Here is a 20,761-nt window from a genome sequence, read left to right on the forward strand (position 1 = left end):
GGAAAAAGAAATGGAAATGACATTAATTATCCTGATCGGTGCCGTTGCTGCTGTTTTGGCCAATATGAATATTGCCGTTTTTAATGATGGGCTCCGTCCAATTGTCTCCGAACATGTGGAAGGGCGGATGACGAGAAGGGACCTGGCCTTTACTGCCTTTGCGATGAGTTTCGGACTTGTAATCGGATTTGGAATACCTTTTACACTCTCGGCCAGTATCATCCTCGTTCACAGTATCCTGCTGGGAACAGATATTATCGGTTTGCTGACGCCGAAGAATAAATGGGGAACACCGCTTGCGGCAGTAATTGGCGGTGCTTATGGAGCAGGGCTGTTAATCGGGCTCGAAGGCTTTGTGAAGCTGTTCGATTATCTGCCTCTTAATTTCCTTGAAGCAATGGGAGCGGTCGGAACACCGGTCGTCGTTACCTTTATGGCATTCCCGGCACTTGCGGTGGCCATGCAATTCAGCGTTAAAAAAGGGGTTATAACCTTTATCGTTTCTGCATTGATCCGTCAGCTTGCTGTCTGGCTGAATGAAAGCGGAGTTCTGACGATTTCAGGCACGACAGTAACACTGAACCAGGAAGGAATGGCCCTTATTACAGGAATGATCTTCCTGCTTGTTTTTGCCATGAAGGAAAAAACCGAAGAAGGCTCATCCATCGACCTTGCCGCTGTATTCAGTGATAAAGTGGCTAAAATCAGAAAAAATGTTGTGTTCTTTATGATTATTGGCGGTCTTATTGCAGCTGCTACGAATCTATGGATTATGGCAGGAGATCCGATCTCTCTAAATCTATTAGCAGAGGGCAAAGCAACAGATGCCGGAATTGCTGCGGCTGCCCGTGCGCTCGGCTTTATTCCGCTTGTCGCCAGTACAGCGATCGCAACAGGTGTATACAGCCCGGTCGGATTCACACTCATTTTCGTCGTCGGATTTTTCTCCCCGAATGTTTGGGTAGCCTTAATCGGCGGTGTCATTATTATTTTCATTGAAGTTATGCTATTAAGCTCAATTGCAAGATTCCTTGATAAATATCCCGGTGTCCGTAATTCCGGGGAAAATATCCGCAGTGCGATGACCAAGCTTCTGGAAGTAGCACTATTAATCGGTGGAGCGAACGCTGCCAATGCGATTGCACCAGGGTTTGGATTCTTCTTTATTGCAGGCTTCTACTTGCTTAATGAAGCGGCAGGACGCCCGATTGTCCGCATTGCGGTTGGCCCTGTGGGTGCCATTGCAGTCGGAATCATAGCCAATATCCTGGTTGTACTTGGAATCATGAACATACCTCAGTAAAAAACATTAAAGAGAACGGAGCGGACAGCCATGATACAAACCGTACTTGGAAAAATTGCTCCGGAAGAATTGGGGATTTGCTCGGCTCACGAGCATCTCTCCATTGATCTTTCGCGAGTGAAAAAAGATCCGGATACGATTCTGGACGATGAACAGGGCATGCGTGAGGAACTGGAGGATTTCTATCGTCTCGGCGGAAGGTCAATGGTGGAAGTGACAAATGACGGCATGGGCCGGGATGCTCTTGTGCTAAAAAGGCTGAGCGAGGCAACCGGGGTTCACCTTATTACATGCACAGGCTTTTATAAAGATCCTTATATCCCGGATTTTGCAGACGGCTGGAAAGCGGAGCAGTTTGCACAGCATTTTATAAAAGAAGCCAAGGAAGGGATTGCTGATACGGGCATACTTCCGGGTGTCATCGGGGAAGTGGGCACAAGCAAAAATGAAATGAAGCAGATCGAACGTGAGCTGTTAATTGGTGCCGCCATGGCCGGTACCGAAACCGGCCTTCCGGTGACCACTCATACAACGCTCGGAACACTCGGGCTTGAACAGGTGCAGCTGCTGACGAAGCATGGCCTGCCGGCTGATCAGATTATCATCGGCCATCAGGACCTCAACCCGAATAAAGTCGAAGTTCTCGCTGTTTTGGAAACAGGAGCCTATATCGCGTTTGATACGATTGGAAAAAATAATTACCGTCCCGATGAAGATAGAGCTGACTTTCTTATTGATTTTATAAACCGCGGATATGAGAAGCAAATTCTTCTGTCAGCTGACTTAACCCGCAAATCGCATTGGAAGAAGAACGGAGGCCCGGGCTACGGTCTTGTGCTTGAGACGTTTATTCCAAAATTGAAGAAATCCGGAGTGCCGGAAAGCATCCTTCATCAATTTTTGACCGTTAATCCATCAAGAGCTTTTTCAATAAGGGAGCGATCATAGTGTCCACATACAACCGAGCCCAATTAAAGTACGCAAATTCAGTTTTGCCAAGCTTATCCATACAGGAAGCACAGGAAAAACAATTCAAACTGGTTGACAGTATGAGCCGCCATTTCAAGGGCAGGCAATTTCTTTCGATGGGAGACCTTGGAGTTTCCCCCATATATAAGCGTCCGGAACAAACGTATCTTGTTGAAAGAGTTCTGGCTGATTTCTTTGAAACAGAAGACTGTGCCCTTGTCAGGGGAGCCGGAACAGGCGCGATCCGCAATATTCTAAGCATGCTTCTGTCTCCTGGAGATGAAATGTTCATTCACACGGCCCCTGTTTATACGACGACAAAGGAAACGTTAAGAATCTTAGGCATCAAAACAGTCCAGGCAGATTACAACCATCTTGAGGAAGTCAGAACAGCCATCAGAACTAATCAAAGTCCTAAAGTTTTCTATATTCAGCATGCCCGCCAGCAGCCTGCAGATCATTACCAATTGGCCGAAGTCATCAAAGCTGTGAAGGAAGAACGCCCGGATCTTCCAATTGTCGTGGATGACAATTATTGTGCATTGAAGACAAAGGGAATTGGCGTGGAATTAGGAGCGGATTACTCAACCTTTTCGGGATTTAAGCTTCTCGGGCCGGAAGGAATTGCCGTCATAGCCGGCAAAAAAGACGCCATCGAACGGGTGCATCACTATAACTACTCGGGAGGCGGCCAGGTACAGGGCTACGAAGCCATGGAGCTATTAAGAATGATGACCTTCGCGCCTGTCTCGCTGGCTATTCAGAATGAGCAGGTGGAAGAGCTTTGCCGCCGTCTGAATGAAGGCGCTGTGAACGGAATTCGTGCCGCTTACATGACGAATGCCCAATCCAAAAACGTCATTGTAGAGCTGGAAAATCCGATTGCCCAAAGCGTGATCAGCATAAGTGACGAGCATGGAGCGGCCACCCATCCGGTTGGGGCGGAATCAAAATATGAAATCATACCGATGATTTACCGCGTTTCCGGCAGCTTTTTGGAAGCACAGCCCGAGCTGAAGGAATATGGCCTGCGCATCAATCCGATGAAATCAGGAGCAGACACGATCATCGGCATTCTGGAAAAAGTGATACCTATTGCAAAAGAAGTGCAGCATCGTTGAAACCCGTAAATAAAGGGGGAAACTTCCATGTTTTTAGATGTAACAAAGCGCAGAAATCCTAAGCTGATTCAATCAGGTGTCACCCTGCATCAAAGCGGGCAGATACCCCCGAATACGTACGTGATTGACCTCGATATACTCGGAGAGAATGTGGCAGCTCTGGCAGAAACGGCAAAAAATCATGACTTTACGCTTTATTTCATGAGCAAGCAGCTTGGAAGGCTTCCATTTATAGGCAAGTTTATTGCAGAGCACGGCATTGAAAAGGCGGTTGCTGTTGAATTCGATGAAGCCAAAACACTGGCAGAAGGCGGCGTAAAAATGGGGAACGTCGGCCACCTGGTCCAGCCGGGGAAAAATCAGTGGCCGGAAGTGCTGTCATGGAATCCTGAGGTCATTACCCTATTTTCCCTAGCGCGTGCCAGACAGCTGTCTGATGCGGCTGTTCAATTAGGAAGGGTGCAGGATGTACTTCTCAGGGTATATGCAGAAGGCGATATGATTTATCCCGGACAGCAGGGCGGATTTCGATTGGAAAAGCTGGATGAAGAGCTTCCCGAACTGGCCGGGCTTCCCGGGATTAACGTAGCAGGCGTCACAACCTTTCCGAACTTTCAGCTATCTGAAGATAAGAAAAGCATGGAACCGACTCCTAACTTTACAACCCTTTTAAAAGCAAAAGACATTCTGGAGAAAAAGGGCATTACTGTAAAACAGGTAAACGGTCCAAGTGCGACCAGCTGTGAAACCATACCTTTTCTGGCAGAACAGGGTGTAACACATGGAGAACCGGGACATGCCCTTACCGGAACGACCCCGCTGCATGCGTACCGGGATCTTCCCGAGAAACCTGCCATTGTATATGTAACCGAAGTGTCCCACCAGGACCAGGAGCAGTATTACGTCATCGGCGGGGGCTATTACGGCCGTTCCCATTTAACCGGGTGTCTGGTCGGTAATAATGAAAAAGACATACTGAACCAGTATGTAAAAGCAATCGAACCGGCTCCTGAAGCAATTGATTACTATGGTGCGATTGAGAAACCGAACGGCTTTCAGGTTTCTGAAGGCGATACAGCTGTTTTCTCTTTCCGCACCCAGGTGTTCGTCACAAGGGCCCATATTGCCCTGGTTAAAGGAATTCAAAGCGGAAAGCCGGAATTGGTTCACTTTGAGAGGAAGTGGTAAGGATGGCAAAAGCAATTCTGCTGGTGATTGACAGCTTTGGCATCGGTGCAATGGAGGATTGCGGAGAGTTCAGCCCTTCTGACTGCAGGGCCAATACCTATAAGCATATTCGGGAATCGGCTGAATTTTTAGAAATACCGACTCTATATAAGCTTGGGCTGGGAGCGCTTGTGGATGGGAAGGAAGCCCCTGCCAATGCTTACGGCTTCTCGGCATTGGCACATCACGGGGCAGACACGTACCTCGGTCACCAGGAAATTGCCGGGAGCTGCCCGAAGCGCTCGAATAAAAGATTGATGAAAGATATTCATCCACATCTGGACCAGGCATTGAAGGAAGCAGGCTATCAGGTTGAATACCCATGGAAAGACCGGCCCGTTCTATTGGTAAATGGTGCCTGTGTCATCGGGGATAATCTTGAGTCCTCATTGGGAAACATCATCAATTTAACTGCTGACTTTAATAAAATGCCTTTCCAGGAGTTAAAGGAAGTCGGGAAAATTGTCCGCCAGAATGTAGACACCAGCCGCGTTATTGCATTTGGAGGACCCTATACAACCATTGGACATATCCTGTCAGTTGTCCATGAAAAAAATCCAGGCCAGTGGGGAGTGGATGCCCCGAAGGCCAAGGTGTACGGAAAAGGCTATGAAGTCTATCACATGGGCTACGGCGTAAACATAGACGGACAATTTCCGATGATCGCTGCCCGGCATGGCATCAAAGTCCATCGGATTGGCAAGACGGCAGATGTCCTGCATGGCGAGGGGCCGGCAGATCCAATCGTTGATACTGAAAAAGTTCTGCAAGCTTTAGAGAATTCCTATTTAAAAGAAAAAGAGGATGCCGCGTTTCTGGTAAATGTACAAGAGACAGATTTGGCAGGCCATGCGGAAGATACAGAATGGTATGCGAGTCTGCTCAATACAACCGACCAGTGGCTCAGAGAATTCCTGCCCAAGATGGCAGAGGAAGATCTGATAATTATCATGGCTGACCATGGCAACGACCCGACCATCGGACACTCCAACCACACGAGAGAATACGTTCCAATACTAGCTGCCGGTAAGCGGATAAAACCGGTTAACATCGGAAAACGCAATTCGATGGCTGATGTTGGAGCGACATTCAGCGAGTTTTTTGGACTGCCAGCGACTGAGGAAGGCAAGAGTTTTTTGAAAATGATGATAGATTAAGAGAGATGCTGGAGCCAGAATGGTTTCAGTATTTTTTGTGTATTTCCTGATTTTTCTAGTGCTATTTAACTAGGTTAAAAGTTATAATTCATATATGAAATATTTACTAATGGAGTGAAATATATGAAAAAACTCAGCGCTAGAATTGCATTGGTCATGGCTCTTGGAATGGCATTTGTATTACTCGGCAATATTGCAATGCTCTACTTGAGCACGAAAAATTCTGTAGAGTCTTCTATTGAAAATTTTAGTTTAAGCATTGCAGACAATATTGCTTCAAAGATGGATACCGAAAAATATGATGATTTCTTAAAGAATCCCAATCAGTCGGAAACCTATTGGGACCTTCGGGAGCAGCTGAATGATTTTCGCGAGAAGACAGGCGCGTTTTACGTATATACTTTAATGGCTGATTCCGAGAAGAAGGAACTCTTTATAATGGTTGATGGCCTGCCGAAGGACTCCGATATTGCTGCAGACATTAAAACACCGACAACGGCTACAACATATGAAGATATTTCTCCTGTCCTGGATGGAAAAGCATCAAGTTCACCGATCGTTCATGATCCGGAATATGGAGACTATCTTTCAGCATTCGTACCCATTAAATCAGATGGAAAAGTAATCGGGATATTGGGTGTCGATATTAATGCAGAGAATGTTAACAGCATTTCAGATCAAGTACTCCTGGAAGTGCTGCCGATGAACCTGGTGATAAATATACTGTTAATCCTTGCCGTGGTTACCATTCTGGCCTGGTTCGTCAAAAGAAGACTGCATCCGCTGCAAAGCATCAGTTCAGCCGCTCAATTAATGGCTGATGGCGATCTTCGCGGAGCAGAAGAGAAGGCAAGTTCGATTAAAGTAAAAGGAAATGACGAAATTAGACATGTGACAGAGTCTTTCAAAAAAATGACACAATCTACGAAGGAGATGGTTGAAGACATTAAATCATCTTCAGAAGCACTCCTGGTTTCTTCAGGGAAAATAGAAAACAAGGTGGAAGAAATCAGCCAGGCCAGCAGCCTGATTGTCAGAGGGATTCAGGAAGTGGCAGGGGCTACTGATACACAGCTGATCAGAAGCGAGGAATCTGCAAAAGCAATCGAAGAAATGGCTATAGGCATTCAGCGTATTGCGGAGGCTTCCACAGATGTGAGCGAACAATCCAATACAGTTACACATCAGGTAAAAGAAGGTTTTGATGAAATTCAGTCCATCATCCGGCAGATCAATGAGATTAAAAAGACTGTAAATGATTCATCTCTATTTATAGAAGAGCTGGGTACGCAGGCTATTGAAATTGAGGATATCGTCAACCTAATTTCAGGCATAGCGGAGCAAACCAATCTGCTTGCATTAAATGCAGCCATTGAAGCTGCACGGGCAGGCGAACATGGCAAAGGCTTCGCGGTTGTATCCCAGGAGGTTAAAAAGCTGGCAGAAGGTTCAAAAGCATCAGCTGGACAAATTGCCGAAAAACTAAATCACTTTAGATCGTCTATTGAACAGGCAGTCGGAAATATGCATGCGAGCTCCGGCAAAGTGGAAGAAGGCACAGTTTTGGTTAATAGCGCCGGCGAGAAATTCAATCAAATTCTGCATGCGGTTGAAGGAGTTACCGGGGAGATCCAGGAGGTTTCTGCTGTAACAGAAGAGCTATCAGCCGGATCAGAAGAGATTTCTGCATCCATTGATGAATTTGCGGGTCTATCTAAAGACACAGCACAAATTTCCCGAGAGGTCGCAGCCTCAACAGACCAGCAGGAGAATGCGGTAGAAAAGATTTCAGAGCTGACTCTTCAGCTGAGCAGTCTTTCTAAACAGCTGGAACAGTCGGTGGAGAAGTTTAAATTATAAATGGGGAGCCGTTCTTTATAGAGAGCGGCTTTTTTCTATTACCCGCCTGTCCCTTTGTCCTATCCCGAAAATTAAACCATTTGAACGAGTTTTCTAATGAATCCTTTAGGGAAACAAGCAAAGGTAAACATATGACTTTATTAAAAGGAGGGCAGCCGAGTTCTAAAAAACATAAAGAGGAGTGTTCAAATGAATTACATAAAGTGGATTACGGCCGTTGCTGCAATGGTATTTGTGCTGAGTTTCAGCCAGCCGAAAGCAGATGCTGCTGTTTTAAAGAATGGCTCTGCAGGCCCGGAAGTTACATATATTCAATCAGCATTACAAAAGCTTGGTTATTTTAATACAGACCATACAGGGTATTATGGAACGGTAACAGAGAACGCAGTAAGAAACTTTCAATATGATTTCGGTTTAGCGGCTGATGGCATCGTGGGAGTTAACACAGCAGAAATGCTTAGGAATGTGGACATGCTGGCACATGTCGTTTATGGGGAAGCGCGCGGAGAGAGCTATGAAGGCCAAGTGGCAGTTGCCGCTGTCATTCTCAATCGTATGGAGTCAAATGAATTTCCGGATACACTCTCCAATGTCATTTTCCAAAAGAATGCCATTACAGCTGTGAATGACGGACAGTACTGGCTGCAGCCTGATGCTACAGCTTATCAGGCAGTAAAAGATGCTTTTGATGGATGGGATCCCACAAATGGTGCTACATACTATTACAACCCTTATACGGCGACAGATCAATGGATTTTCACCCGTCCAGTGATAAAACAGATTGGCAATCATAAATTTGCCTATTAAATTGAAGGCACCTTTACCCCATGTAAAGGTGCCTTAAATCTCTTTATTAAACTGGCCCCCAATTAATCAGAACCCCGACACTAAGCATGACAACAGCAATCACACACCAAATCAGGAAGAGCGGCATCATCCACTTGGCCCATTTGATCCAAGGTACACCGGCTACAGCAAGGCTGGCCATGAGTGGTCCTGATGTCGGGAAGATACTGTTGGTGAATCCATCACCAAACTGATAGGCCTGCACCGCAACCTGGCGGGTAATCCCAATCATATCTGCCAGAGGAGCCAGAATAGGCATCGATATCATTGCTTGCCCGCTCCCTGATGGGACAAGGAAATTTAGAATGGCATTGGAAACAAACATCCCGATTGTCGCAAGGATAGGGGATAGCCCTTCCAGTGGAACGGAAAGTGCATGGACAAATGTATCGAGAATGCTTGCGTTTTCCATAACAATCAGAATGGCTCTGGCAACACCAATAATTAATGCTCCGTATACAAGCTTTTGGCAGCCTTCCAAAAAGGTTAAAGCCACTTGATTATAATTCATGCCTGCAATAATACCCGAAATGAGACCAATGATTATAAAAAAGGCAGCCATATGATTAATTGTCCATTGGAATTGAATGGTGGCAAAAATGAAAAATAGCAGTGACAATCCGACAAAGCTGAGAATCAGTTTATGCCGCCCTGTGAAAGGTGCTTCAAGATTGTCATCTAAAGAGGATGTTGCATTGGATACTCCGACCAGGCTTTTAGATGGATCAGCAAGGACCTTCCTGGCATAGCGCCAGGTGTAGAGAATGGTTACACCTACGATCACAACAAATGCGATAAGCCTTAAGGCCATTCCGGAGAATAAGGGGACATCGGCAATCGATTGAGCGATGCCAACCGTATAGGGATTCAGGAACCCGACATTAAAGCCGGCAAAAGTGGCCCCGAACGTAATGGAAACTGCTACAAGAGCATCAAGCTTGAGGGCCCGGGTGATGATCAGTCCGATTGCGACAAAAGGGATAACCGAATTGGCCACAGCCCCGACGGCTCCTCCTAATGCAAATAAGATAGAAACAACAGCGATAAGCCAGAATTCTTTTCCCTGTGTTTTGGTAACAGCACGTAGAATACCTCCTTTGATAGCACCTGACCGTTCAACTACCTCAAAGGCTCCGCCTGCAAAAAGAACAAGAAAAATCAAGCCGCCAGACTGGACCATTCCTTCCTGAAGTGCGAGGAATATATCCATAAAACCAGTCGGATTCCCTTCCGCTTCTGAATATGTACCTGGTACAACTCGTTCTACCTCATCGACGATTTCTCTTTCAAAGGCTCCGGCCGGGACAAAATAAGTAGCTGCTACTGCCATTAATAAAACAGCGAAGAGGATAACATAAGTATCCGGCATCTCCCATTTTCTTTTCTTATTAGTTTGTAATCCTGTTTCTTGCGATGTCTCTGCTCTCAATATTCTTAAATCCCTCCATTCGTTTTTTCCTTTATACAACTGCAGTATTACCATGTAAAAGGAAGTTGCTGTCTATTATAAAATTCTTTAAAAAATATTTCAAATAGTTAGAAAATGGTACAGAGATTTAAATTTACTATTTTCCTGGCACATTAAGCTGCAAATCCAAAAGAATATTAATACGCATAATGAATTTCAAATGCAAATCTGGTAATTTTTATTACAAATATATTAAAAACGTCTTAATTTGTAACAAAAAAAGAGTTTTACTGACATCTTTCTGTTATCTAATGGTGTTAATATGTTCCTATCAAGGGACATAAAGGAGATATCATGAAGAAATTAGTAATCTATTTAATCACAGCTGTTTTTCTATCGTTTGGATTTTCCAATGTCACTTCAGCCGCAGGAAATACGTATACAGTAAAAAAGGGAGATACGCTTTGGGCCATCTCTAAAAAACATAACGTTACCGTAAAGCAAATCAAATCATGGAATAAATTATCTTCAGATACAATTAAACCAAAGCAAGTGCTTAAAGTTACCGGAGCTTCAGCGAAAGCTGCAGCACCTAAAAAGACAGCTGTAAAGGCTGCATCAAAGAAAGCTTATAAAGAAATTAAAGTGAAAGCGACTGCCTACACTGCCAGCTGCAAAGGCTGCAGCGGCATTACCTATACAGGAATCAACCTGAAAAAGAACCCGAACGCCAAGGTTATTTCAGTTGATCCGAAAGTCATCCCACTGGGTTCAAAAGTATATGTTCCAGGTTACGGGGAAGCAATTGCCGGGGACAAAGGTTCTGCTGTAAGAGGCAACAAAATTGACGTCTTCATTCCAAATAAACAGAAAGCCCTGCAATGGGGCAGCAAAACGGTTACTATAAAAGTTTATAAGTAGCATAAACTTGAGAGAATCTCCCTAATGGAGGTTCTTTTTTTATTCCCAATTGTGAACACTGCAAATAATAGGAATAAAATTGCAAATAAAACATCATAGTTGCAAATAGAATCCCTAAACTTGCAAATAGATCTCCAAACCTGCAAATAGATCTTCCAAACCTGCAAATAGAATCCCTAAACTTGCAAATAGATCTCCCAAAACTGCAAATAGATCTCCCAAAACTGCAAATAGATCTCCCAAAACTGCAAATAGATCTTCCAAAACTGCAAATAGAATCCTTAAACTTGCAAATAGATCTCCAAATCTGCAAATAAAATCCCGAAAACTGCAAACAAAATAATTCCACTCATGCAAAAAGCTAGAAAAAGTCTCGCGATGGCCATTTCTCTAAAAATGTCACACTCGGAATGCCGCCTGTGCAAGCTCCGCAAGCATATATCCAGGGATACATTTTAGTAAAAGGTGACTATGATTACAAAATTATAAAATTATATCTGCAAAACAGAAAACTAGTGCTAAAAGATTAGTTGGAGTCTCGTTTGAGGGTCTTAATGCCTGATAATTATATATGCACATTTGCTTATTTTTTATAGTTTACTCAATTTTTACAAATATCAGATTGTACGCTAAAAAGAAGAGTGATTTACTAGAATGGTAGTGTGTGTAAACGCTTTAAAATAAGGAAATAGGAGAGGATCGCATGATAGAAAAGCAGCGCATAAAGTTAATCAGCTTTATTAGTATTTTTGCTTTAATTCTTAGTCTATTCAGTCCCTTTGCCGCGGCGAGTGCAGAAGAAGTGAAGTCTGTGGCAGAAGCGATTGCGGATAATAACGGAACAGCAACAGTTGAAGGATATATTGTGGGAACGACCGCAAATGGGCCAAAATATACCCATACCGGCCCATTTGACGTATATACAAATTTAGCTATTGCCGATTCCCCAAGTGAAACAGACCCCAGTAAAATACTGCCGGTTCAATTGCCGAATAATTCTATCAGGACAGAGCTGAATTTAGTGGACAACCCGAATCACCTCGGGAAAAAAATCCAGATTACAGGCTCACTTGAAGCATACTTTTCCGTCCCGGGGTTAAAAAGCCCAACAGCTTACACGTTTGTAGAAGATACTGGTACACCACAGGTTTCAGCGGTTACAGCTTCCCCTGAAGCGGGCCCTGTTAAAGCTGGAACAGCAGTGGAACTATCGACCTCCACTGATGGCGCTGTAATTCATTATACAGTTGATGGATCAGAACCGACGGCTGAAAGCACAGTATATTCTGATCACATTGTTATTAATGAAGAGACAACGATTAAAGCAATAGCTGTTAAGGATGGCTTAACAGACAGCAAAGTGTCTGTATTTCAGTACATGATTGGGCTGGAAGATTTGCGCATTCATGATATTCAAGGTGCAGGCCACTATTCCCAATATGCGAACCAGCAGGTTTCAGATGTTGAAGGAATTGTCACTAAGGTAGTGGATAGCAGCAATTTCTACATGCAAGATCAGCAGCCTGACAATGATGAAAATACATCTGAAGGAATCCTCGTTTATAAAAAGGGCCACGGTGTAACAGCTGGAGATCTGGTATCCGCTTCGGGCCAGGTTAAAGAGTGGGTGCTTGACGGCTATTCAGACAAGCTGAAAACAGACCTTCCTGTGACAGAAATCAATGCAGCATTGATCGAAATCATTGCTTCCGGTCAGGAACTTCCTGCTCCGGTGGATATTAACAAAGAAAATCTTCCGACTGAAATTATTGATAATGATGAATTAACAGAATTTGATCCAGAGCAGGATGGAATCGATTTTTACGAAAGCCTGGAAGGCATGCTGGTTCAAGTGGACAACGCTAAAGTAGTTGCCCCGCAGAAATACGGCGAGCTTGTAGTTGTTCCTGGAGATGTGGATACCAACACAACAGCAGGCGGCCTGCGCATTTCAGAAAACGATTTTAACCCGGAGAGAATCACGCTTGATATTAACGATGAAGATTTTGTTGCTAAAATGGGCGACAGCTTCAAAGGCAGCATCCAGGGTGTTGTCAGCTACGGCTTCAGTAACTATAAAGTGTTAAGTGACGCTGACTCCCTGCCGGAATTCGTGGAAGGCTCTGCGACAAGAGAAGAAACAAGCCTTGTCCCTGAAGAGGATCAACTAACGATCGCTTCTTATAATGTTGAAAACTTCTCAACAAAAACAGATGCGGAAAAGGTTACGAGATTAGCAGAAGCAATCACAGATAAAATGAAGCAGCCGGATATCATTGGCCTGACAGAAGTACAGGACAATGACGGACCAACTGATAGCGGCACAACAGCAGCAGATCAAAGTGCAGCATTATTAATTGAAAAAATTAAAGAACTAGGCGGCCCAGCCTACACATACACAGACATTGCACCAGAAGATAAACAGGATGGCGGCCAGCCTGGAGGAAACATCCGTGTCGGCTTCCTTTATAACGCTGAAAGAGTAACACTAACCCAAGGTGTAAAAGGCTCTGCGACAGATGCTGTTGATTTCGAAAACGGCAAACTGACGCTGAACCCGGGACGAATTGATCCAACAAACGAAGCCTTTGAAGATAGCCGCAAAGCATTGGCAGCCCAGTTCGAATTCCAGGGCGAAAGCGTTATTGTCGTAGCTAACCATTTTAACTCGAAAGGCGGAGATCTTCCGTTATTCGGAAAAGAGCAGCCGCCAGTCTTAAGCAGTGAAATCCAGCGCATGAAAATCGCTAACGTTGTGAACGGTTTTGTAAAGAATGTAAAAGCGGAAGACCCTGATGCCAATGTCGTCCTGCTTGGCGACTTTAACGATTTTGAGTTCTCCAATCCTTTACAGGCACTAAAGGGCGAAGAACTGACTAATATGATTGAAAAAGTGCCGGCAGAAGAGCGATACACCTATACGTACCAGGGAAATGCACAGGTGCTGGATCATATTTTAGTATCCAACAACCTGGCAAAGAAAACAGAAGTAGATATTCTTCATATCAACTCGGGCTTCATGGAAGAGCACGGGCGTGCAAGTGACCATGACCCTGTCCTGATTCAGACAAGCTTAAAGCCGGCAGCAAAACCGGAAGAGCCTAAATATGATCATGTTTTCAATCTGGTAAACCACCATGCGAAGAAATTCGTAGTAGGACCGCATAATGCATTAGTTGTGATGGATGGCACTTCCAGCCTCTCGCAGGGTCTATGGCTGAAGAAATCAGCTGCCGTTAAAGGCGAAGGCCTGAAACATACAAAAGTGGTCATCAGCTCCGCCAACAAAGGGGCAGTTGTGGATCTAACAGGATCAGAAATTAAAGAAGTCATGATCGAAAGTGACAAAGTCGTGGAAATCCGCGGTGCTGAAAATGTGCAGAAGTGGACACTTGGGAAAAAGGCTGATCCATCTCATATCATTTTCAAAGATTCGGATGGGGAAGTAATGGAGTCTCCTTATGAGGAAGAAGGAGCGGCATAACAATTGAAGCCGGAGTGCAGCAGCTCCGGCTTTCAATCCCTTTGATTAAAAATTGAAAGGAGCATTTATTATGAAATTACCTATTAAAGTATTATCTACAGTAGCCTTATCAGCAGCATTAACCATCTCTGCAGCCATTCCGGCAGGCCTGGTTTCAGCAAATGAGACTTCAGCTTCAGATTTCACCCTTTCGTTAATGCATACCAATGACTCACACGCAAATATGGACAGTGCCGCAAAGAAAGTGACGGCGGTAAAGGAAGTAAGAGAAGCAAAGCCGGATGCCCTGCTGGTTGATGCAGGAGATGTTTTTTCCGGAACTTTATATTTTAATAAATTCCTTGGACAGGCTGACCTTGAATTTATGAATCTCATGGGCTATGACATTATGACTTTCGGTAATCATGAGTTCGATTTGGGCTCAAGTGCGGAAGGACATAAAGCACTGGCTGACTTTGTAAAAGGAGCACAATTCCCATTCGTCAGTTCAAACGTGAACTTTTCTCAAGATGCCAACCTGCAGGGACTGTTCAGTGATCTTATATCGAGCGAACCTGCTGATGGAAAAATATATAATGGCATCATCAAAGAAGTTAATGGAGAAAAAGTAGGATTCTTTGGCTTGACTACAGCTGAAACAGCCAGCATTTCAAGTCCGGGTAATGTAACATTCGAAGATTATCTTGAAGAAGCAGAAAAAGCAGTAAAAGCTTTCGAGGGCATGGGTATTAATAAAATAGTGGCTGTAACTCATATTGGCTATGATGATAACCCGAATGTGGATAATGACTTAAACCTGGCGGCTCAAGTAGATGGAATTGATGTGATTGTTGGCGGACACAGCCATACGCAATTAAATGCCCCAGTAGTTGTGGAAGCTGACGAAACAGGAGCGGCAAAGGATCCTACAGTTATTGTACAAGCCGGCCAATACAATAATTATCTCGGAACGCTGGATGTGCAGTTTGACGAGGCAGGAAAAGTAGTCGGGCATGTTGGCCAGCTTATTAAAGTAGCGGATAAAGCAGAGGACCCTGAGGCTGCAGTGCTGCTTGAAAAATACTCTTCACAGATAGAAGAATTAAAGAACACGGAAATCGGAGCAGAAACGCTGGCTGCCCTTGAGAATCCGCGTACAAGCGGAGACAGCACAGGACCGAGTGTACGGAAAAATGAAACCGCCCTGGGCAACCTGATTACAGACGGAATGCTGGCAAAAGCAAAGCAGTATAACAGCAATGTCATCATGGCACTCCAAAATGGAGGCGGCATTCGTGCAGGGATTGATGCAGGGCCAATCACAGTTGGCGAAGTAATCACTGTTCTTCCATTTGGCAATACATTAGCCACTATGGAGGTAACGGGAGCTGAATTAAAAGAGGCCTTTGAAATCAGCGTAGGACAATATCCTGCAGAAAATGGCGGCTTCCTGCACGTGTCCGCTGCAAAAGTAAAATTCGATTCGACTAAACCTGCCGGTGAGCGGATTGTTTCGATTGAATATAAAAATGAACAGGGCACTTACACTGAAATCCAGGACAATCAAACCTACACAATCGCTACGAATGCTTTCACCGCTAAAGGCGGAGATGGATATACAGTCTTCGCAAAAGCTTACCAGGAGGGCAGAGTAACAGATCTTGGACTTTCCGATTGGGAAAACTTCGCGGATCACCTATCCAGCCTGGGCACAATCAAACCGGCGGTGGAAGGGCGTATCATAGATGTTGACAGCCTGCCTCCAGTAACAGAGCTGGATTTTGAAAAGGAATATAATCTTACTGATGATAAAAAGAAGAAATTAGTAGTGAACAAGGTTTCCTTTATTAATGTGGAAGAAACAGCGGAGATTAAAAATGGCATCTGGCTCAAAAACTCTGCTGTCCTGCAGGGGGATGGCCTTATGAATGTGAGTGTCCGTGTAACACCTAAGAAAGAGCCGATTATCGTAGACTTTAGCGGTGCAGAAGTTAAAGAAGTCATTATTGAGAAAAGTGATTTAGTGGAGCTTCGAGGAGCAGAGAATATTAAAAAGCTTACTATTAAATAAATAGTAATTTGAATGTTACCAGCTGCCGGCCCTTTGTGGCCGGTATTTTACTTTGGATAGTATTTTGTGAAAAGAACGAGTGTGGTTGAATCGTCCCCGTGTTCTAAAGAAATTGTCACATTTATCTTAGGAAATTTGTTATATACTATAAAAGAGGAGGTGTGAACAATGAACGAAGCAAAAATGGAAAGTATGCTGGTCCAATTAATAAAAATGGTTGGCAGTCTTCAATCTGATATGCAGGAAATGAAAAAAGAACAGCAAGAGATGAAAAAAGAACAACTAGAAATGAAAATAGAGCAGCAAGGAATGAAGTACACCCAGCAGAGTATGCAGGGGGAACTCAAAAAGGTTCAAAACAAGCTGAAGGAACTGGAAACTAAAAGTGATCAGCGCCATCAAGAGATCTTAGAGCACTTTAAAGTCCTTGAAAGAGACCAGGATTTTATATGGGAGAAAACCGCAAGAAATGAAAGAGATATCGGCAATATCAAAAGACAGCTTACTTGAAAAGTCAATCTCCTTTGAAATTAAAACTCAAAGTGTAATTTAACAGATCATTTACACGGCAAAGTTTATATTGTCCCCTCTTTTTCTCTTCTTTGGTTATTGCTTGCTAAACCCCCCACAAAAAATTTCAAACAAAAAGTCAAGCACTGTAGATGCCAGCATCTAGAGTGTTTTTCTTTGTTTAAGATATATTGAAAAATTAGTGCCGGAAGAGAGCACACCCTAGTTCCTCAGAACTTCTCCTGAAATTTCTTTAGCAAAGCCTTGCTCCGAATTTAGTAACATTTAAAGGGTACGTATATATAGTGGGCTATGCTTTCGTATGTTACATTATATTTATAGATTTACATTGAATGCTGACCCTATTAAAGCAAATGTTGAAATTAGACTCAGCAGCTTTGCGCTTTATTAAATATGCTAGACAATGCTATTGTTTGATGCAGCTTTTATGGAATATGGGAGGAACAAAGATGTCTGCTATAAAGTTTATAAATCTTGATGGAGAAGAAATATATGTGTTTAACAGTGCCATCTATATTTTTGAATCGTCATCCGGAAGTACGCTGGAAGTAGACATGATTGTTAGCGAAGTTACTCTAAGAAAATATCAGGACAGGGACAGTCTGATCACAGAAGTTGTATTGGATGACGGCAGGCAGATAAGCTCCTTTATGTTTCTAAAGGCTGTGCCAGGGAAGCTTCCCCGTCTGAGCTTATTTTGCGAAATAGATCCAGAAGAGTCATATGAAGGGCTCTTAAAAATAAGAGAGGATGCTCCCCATTTTCCCGATATTGAAGCTGGCATTACCCTGGAAGAGATTCGAAAAGTGGAAATGCCCAATGAAAAAATCACACTTAAATTAAACCTGCCCATTAACCAGGTGGAATGGCTGAAGGAGCAGAAAAATAAGGAATTGAATGAGCTTTTTAGAGAGCTGTTAGGGGAGTATCTTGAGAGGGCAGAATAATTCATTCTAACGTTTGTTTAAATCGTACACTACACTTACCAGCGGCTGCATAAAGAGCAGGCATTTGGCAGTTTGGCGAATTTGCAAATAGAATTATGGAATCTACAAATAGAGGAATTAAATTTGCAAATAGGAGCCTGAAACTTGCAAATAAACAATGAGGCTGCAAATAGGAGCCGGAAACCTGCAAATAGAGCAATCAAATTTGCAAATAGCCGCTGGAAACTTGCAAATAAACAATGAGGCTGCAAATAGGAGCCTGAAACTTGCAAATAGAGCAATGAAAATTGCAAATAGCCGCTGGAAACTTGCAAATAAAAAATGAGCTTGCAAATAGGAGCCTGAAACTTGCAAATATGCAATGAAATATGCAAATAGCCGCTGGAAACCTGCAAATAAACAATGAGGTTGCAAATAGGAGCCTGAAACTTGCAAATAGAGCAATGAAAATTGCAAATAGCCGCTGGAAACTTGCAAATAAACAATGAGCTTGCAAATAGGAGCCTGAAACTTGCAAATAGAGCAATGAAATATGCAAATAGCCACTGGAAACTTGCAAATAAACAATGAGCTTGCAAATAGGAGCCTGAAACGTGCAAATAGAACAATGAAATATGCAAATAGCCACTGGAAACTTGCAAATAAACAATGGGCTTGCAAATAGGAGCCGGAAACCTGCAAATAGAATAATCAAATTGCAAATAGAGCAATCAATTTGCAAATAGACAATTAAATTCTGCAAATAAACTATCAAATACAGCCTATATAAAAGGAAAACCGAGCTGCCACTAAGCTCGGTTTATTTATTCCTATTAATTTATCGTCCCGCGGTCCACCTGTTCATACAATATCCCCATATTACCCTTCACTTTTTTAGAAACTTCACACAATGCCTCAATCGCTTCAGCTTTGTGATTCCCGAGCTGATATACCACATCATCAAATAGCATTTCCATTTCTCTTAAAATAGCAATAGATGCAAGGTTATAGAGGTGGACATTATAGTAACCGCTATTATTGAATATGGCTGTCTCGACATAAGGCCTGAAATTCTCTAATAGAGTAGGGTACTCCGCCATTAATCGGTCTAAGCCTTTTCTTATGCCTTCAATCGTGCCGGCAAATTCGTCCAACGGCGCCAGCGCGTTGTTGACGCTGTTTCGGATTTTATCGTCAAAGTCCGAAAACAGGCCGAATAACTTGCCGGGGATGGTGTAGTCCAAGGCAAATTTGGTTGCGCCTTTGATAGTGCTCGACAGGAGCTCTAATGCATTTTCGATGTTCAGGGTAATCACCCAGCCCTTATGCAATATAGGAAAGAGAAGTGCCTGGGTTGATGCAGTGAAAGCAGAATAAGACGTATCCATCTGGAATTCCTTAATCTTCATCCTCAGCTCCATATATGGGGAATCTTCCAGCTTATACGTATTCGTTCCCTGTACGGATATGGAATTGGAATGGGTGGATTTGCTTCTAATCGACTGTCCCAGAGAAAGGTCCCGGTCATGAAAGTTAGAGGCAACATCCTGAACTTGTTTCTGATATTCGCTGATATGTGAAAGAAGCTTATCCCTGTTATTGTTCACGATTCCATAATGGGCTTTTAATTCACTGACTACAGCATCATACCAAAGTTCTTTTCCGCCCTCAAAAAGCTCCGGGATTTTATTGGAAATAATCCGGATAAGGCTTTTGGAAAGATCCTGAACATCTGCTTTCAAATCATACAAAAAGCCGCGGATTTCATTAAAGATGCCTTCCACGCTGACGTTCGTCCGGAAAATATGTTCAAGCAGCTCAGCAGGCGGTGAATTCAGTATATAGTTCAGGGATTTAGCATGACTTTCCGCCACATTTAACAAAGAAACCAAATGGTCAATTTCGGCTGTTAATCGGTTGCTGATCGAAGTAATCCCCATAAACAGCGGTTCACTGATCAGATTTTCAAACATCTCTTCGAAAATCTTCTGCAGACGGCTGAGCCGTTCATAGTAACGGCTGGCTTCATCGTCTACAATGGCAACCGAATTGCCCAAGTATTCGTGAGCAAGATTCAGTCTTTCCATTACATGGTTTTGCAGGGAGGAAGCCAGAAGATCAAGGTTCTCCTTGTTAATCTCGATGCGGTCTGAGTGCCCGCCATACAGCGGTACTCCCGTCCAAATGCTGGATACGATATGGGCATCTGCATCCACATAGATTTTTCCATAACCCGGCTTGCCGACTTCTCCGATAACATAATATTGACGGCCATCTTTCTCTCTCAGATAACCTGTATGGTTGGTTCCCAATTTCGTAAATTCAGGAATCCCATTAAAGATTTCATACTGTTTTCCTGGAATCCTGTCATGCAGATTTAATGCGATCAAGGTTTGAGTCAGCACATCGTAGCTGCTGAAATAGTTTGTGATGTTGTCATAGTCTTTTTTAATATCGGTCATGCCCTCCGGCAATAAGGCAGGATTAAGCGTAACGGATTTCACATCTGGATATTCGGCTCCAACCGCGCCAGCCAAGCCTCCACCAAGGGAGTTCCCTGCTACAGATGATACTCCTCCAACACGGGCGTATTTTTCATTCATCTGGCTATAGTAGTCCTTTGCAGCGGTGATCTGAGCAGGTGTCAGATCGCTTAACAGCTGTACATCAGTAATAATGTCCTGATTTCCGTATTTAGTAGATCCGTCTGTGCCGACATAAATAATGGAGATTTCTTCAGTTTTCAAATTTCTTATTGTCATGGCATCCAGGCCAGTTGGATCCGTATAGTGAGCGTTAACAACTAAATAACCAACGCCATTAACTTTTAGTACGTCCTGTTCTTTTGGATAAGTATAAGCGTGAAGCCCTGCCAGCTCCACTAAATCTTTATCATTATTTAACGAAATATCGTGAGCAGCAGTTGGTGAACTCTTATTTGTATTCATTTATTCACCT

Annotated in this window: 14 protein-coding genes; 12 read left to right on the top strand and 2 right to left on the bottom strand. The window is 43.5% G+C overall.

All coding sequences use genetic code 11. From position 1 onward, the window contains the following. Positions 1 to 10 precede the first annotated feature (10 nt). From AC3WTL_RS13445 to AC3WTL_RS13475, 7 genes are all read left to right on the top strand, one after another. Positions 11 to 1,303, top strand: coding sequence for a YhfT family protein (locus AC3WTL_RS13445; protein WP_252220281.1), 1,293 nt, complete (start codon positions 11 to 13; stop codon positions 1,301 to 1,303). A 30-nt stretch (positions 1,304 to 1,333) separates the two neighbouring features. Next, positions 1,334 to 2,251: a phosphotriesterase family protein gene (locus AC3WTL_RS13450; protein WP_492369524.1), complete on the top strand. Its 918-nt coding sequence runs from the start codon at positions 1,334 to 1,336 to the stop codon at positions 2,249 to 2,251. After that, a complete protein-coding gene (locus AC3WTL_RS13455) occupies positions 2,251 to 3,393 on the top strand; it encodes an aminotransferase class V-fold PLP-dependent enzyme (RefSeq protein ID WP_227888435.1) in 1,143 nt (380 codons plus the stop codon). The genes AC3WTL_RS13450 and AC3WTL_RS13455 overlap by 1 nt, the downstream gene beginning before the upstream one ends. 27 nt (positions 3,394 to 3,420) lie before the next feature. After that, positions 3,421 to 4,581 (top strand): YhfX family PLP-dependent enzyme, encoded by a 1,161-nt coding sequence (locus AC3WTL_RS13460; RefSeq protein WP_492369525.1) that lies wholly within the window; start codon positions 3,421 to 3,423, stop codon positions 4,579 to 4,581. Positions 4,582 to 4,583: 2 nt separating this feature from the next. Then, complete coding sequence (locus tag AC3WTL_RS13465; RefSeq protein ID WP_222499328.1) at positions 4,584 to 5,777, top strand: phosphopentomutase; 1,194 nt, start codon at positions 4,584 to 4,586, stop codon at positions 5,775 to 5,777. Between the two features lie 123 nt (positions 5,778 to 5,900). Further along, on the top strand, positions 5,901 to 7,637 hold the full coding sequence (locus AC3WTL_RS13470) for a methyl-accepting chemotaxis protein (RefSeq protein WP_222499330.1): 1,737 nt from the start codon (positions 5,901 to 5,903) through the stop codon (positions 7,635 to 7,637). Between the two features lie 189 nt (positions 7,638 to 7,826). Then, positions 7,827 to 8,444 carry a cell wall hydrolase gene (locus AC3WTL_RS13475; RefSeq protein WP_492369526.1) on the top strand — a complete coding sequence of 206 codons (618 nt, stop codon included), beginning with the start codon at positions 7,827 to 7,829 and terminating at the stop codon, positions 8,442 to 8,444. Between the two features lie 46 nt (positions 8,445 to 8,490). On the opposite strand, the gene AC3WTL_RS13480 is transcribed toward AC3WTL_RS13475, so the two are convergent. Beyond that, positions 8,491 to 9,912 carry a YfcC family protein gene (locus AC3WTL_RS13480; protein WP_492369527.1) on the bottom strand — a complete coding sequence of 474 codons (1,422 nt, stop codon included), beginning with the start codon at positions 9,910 to 9,912 and terminating at the stop codon, positions 8,491 to 8,493. 333 nt (positions 9,913 to 10,245) lie between these two features. On the opposite strand from AC3WTL_RS13480, the gene AC3WTL_RS13485 reads away from it, so the two are divergent. From AC3WTL_RS13485 to AC3WTL_RS13505, 5 genes are all read left to right on the top strand, one after another. Continuing rightward, positions 10,246 to 10,812: a LysM peptidoglycan-binding domain-containing protein gene (locus AC3WTL_RS13485; protein ID WP_048011233.1), complete on the top strand. Its 567-nt coding sequence runs from the start codon at positions 10,246 to 10,248 to the stop codon at positions 10,810 to 10,812. Between the two features lie 703 nt (positions 10,813 to 11,515). Then, entirely contained in the window at positions 11,516 to 14,296 is a 2,781-nt protein-coding gene (locus AC3WTL_RS13490) for a DUF8508 domain-containing protein (RefSeq protein ID WP_492369528.1), read from the top strand. A 70-nt stretch (positions 14,297 to 14,366) separates the two neighbouring features. Further along, positions 14,367 to 16,346 (top strand): bifunctional metallophosphatase/5'-nucleotidase, encoded by a 1,980-nt coding sequence (locus tag AC3WTL_RS13495; RefSeq protein WP_261391462.1) that lies wholly within the window; start codon positions 14,367 to 14,369, stop codon positions 16,344 to 16,346. Positions 16,347 to 16,514: 168 nt separating this feature from the next. Next, positions 16,515 to 16,856 carry a hypothetical protein gene (locus AC3WTL_RS13500; RefSeq protein WP_492369529.1) on the top strand — a complete coding sequence of 114 codons (342 nt, stop codon included), beginning with the start codon at positions 16,515 to 16,517 and terminating at the stop codon, positions 16,854 to 16,856. Between the two features lie 470 nt (positions 16,857 to 17,326). Further along, complete coding sequence (locus AC3WTL_RS13505; protein WP_248349925.1) at positions 17,327 to 17,824, top strand: hypothetical protein; 498 nt, start codon at positions 17,327 to 17,329, stop codon at positions 17,822 to 17,824. Positions 17,825 to 18,636: 812 nt separating this feature from the next. On the opposite strand, the gene AC3WTL_RS13510 is transcribed toward AC3WTL_RS13505, so the two are convergent. Beyond that, a complete protein-coding gene (locus tag AC3WTL_RS13510) occupies positions 18,637 to 20,751 on the bottom strand; it encodes an SA1320 family protein (protein ID WP_252220257.1) in 2,115 nt (704 codons plus the stop codon). Positions 20,752 to 20,761 lie beyond the last annotated feature (10 nt).

It is taken from the genome of Cytobacillus sp. EB106-05-05-XG126, assembly GCF_058791715.1.

What these genes read in the sequence shown, in the direction of transcription:
- AC3WTL_RS13445 (WP_252220281.1), top strand. Translation starts at nt 11, where the DNA reads ATGGAAATGACATTAATTATCCTGATCGGTGCCGTTGCTGCTGTTTTG.
- AC3WTL_RS13450 (WP_492369524.1), top strand. Translation starts at nt 1,334, where the DNA reads ATGATACAAACCGTACTTGGAAAAATTGCTCCGGAAGAATTGGGGATT.
- AC3WTL_RS13460 (WP_492369525.1), top strand. Translation starts at nt 3,421, where the DNA reads ATGTTTTTAGATGTAACAAAGCGCAGAAATCCTAAGCTGATTCAATCA.
- AC3WTL_RS13465 (WP_222499328.1), top strand. Translation starts at nt 4,584, where the DNA reads ATGGCAAAAGCAATTCTGCTGGTGATTGACAGCTTTGGCATCGGTGCA.
- AC3WTL_RS13470 (WP_222499330.1), top strand. Translation starts at nt 5,901, where the DNA reads ATGAAAAAACTCAGCGCTAGAATTGCATTGGTCATGGCTCTTGGAATG.
- AC3WTL_RS13475 (WP_492369526.1), top strand. Translation starts at nt 7,827, where the DNA reads ATGAATTACATAAAGTGGATTACGGCCGTTGCTGCAATGGTATTTGTG.
- AC3WTL_RS13485 (WP_048011233.1), top strand. Translation starts at nt 10,246, where the DNA reads ATGAAGAAATTAGTAATCTATTTAATCACAGCTGTTTTTCTATCGTTT.
- AC3WTL_RS13490 (WP_492369528.1), top strand. Translation starts at nt 11,516, where the DNA reads ATGATAGAAAAGCAGCGCATAAAGTTAATCAGCTTTATTAGTATTTTT.
- AC3WTL_RS13495 (WP_261391462.1), top strand. Translation starts at nt 14,367, where the DNA reads ATGAAATTACCTATTAAAGTATTATCTACAGTAGCCTTATCAGCAGCA.
- AC3WTL_RS13500 (WP_492369529.1), top strand. Translation starts at nt 16,515, where the DNA reads ATGAACGAAGCAAAAATGGAAAGTATGCTGGTCCAATTAATAAAAATG.
- AC3WTL_RS13505 (WP_248349925.1), top strand. Translation starts at nt 17,327, where the DNA reads ATGTCTGCTATAAAGTTTATAAATCTTGATGGAGAAGAAATATATGTG.
- AC3WTL_RS13510 (WP_252220257.1), bottom strand. Translation starts at nt 20,751, where the DNA reads ATGAATACAAATAAGAGTTCACCAACTGCTGCTCACGATATTTCGTTA.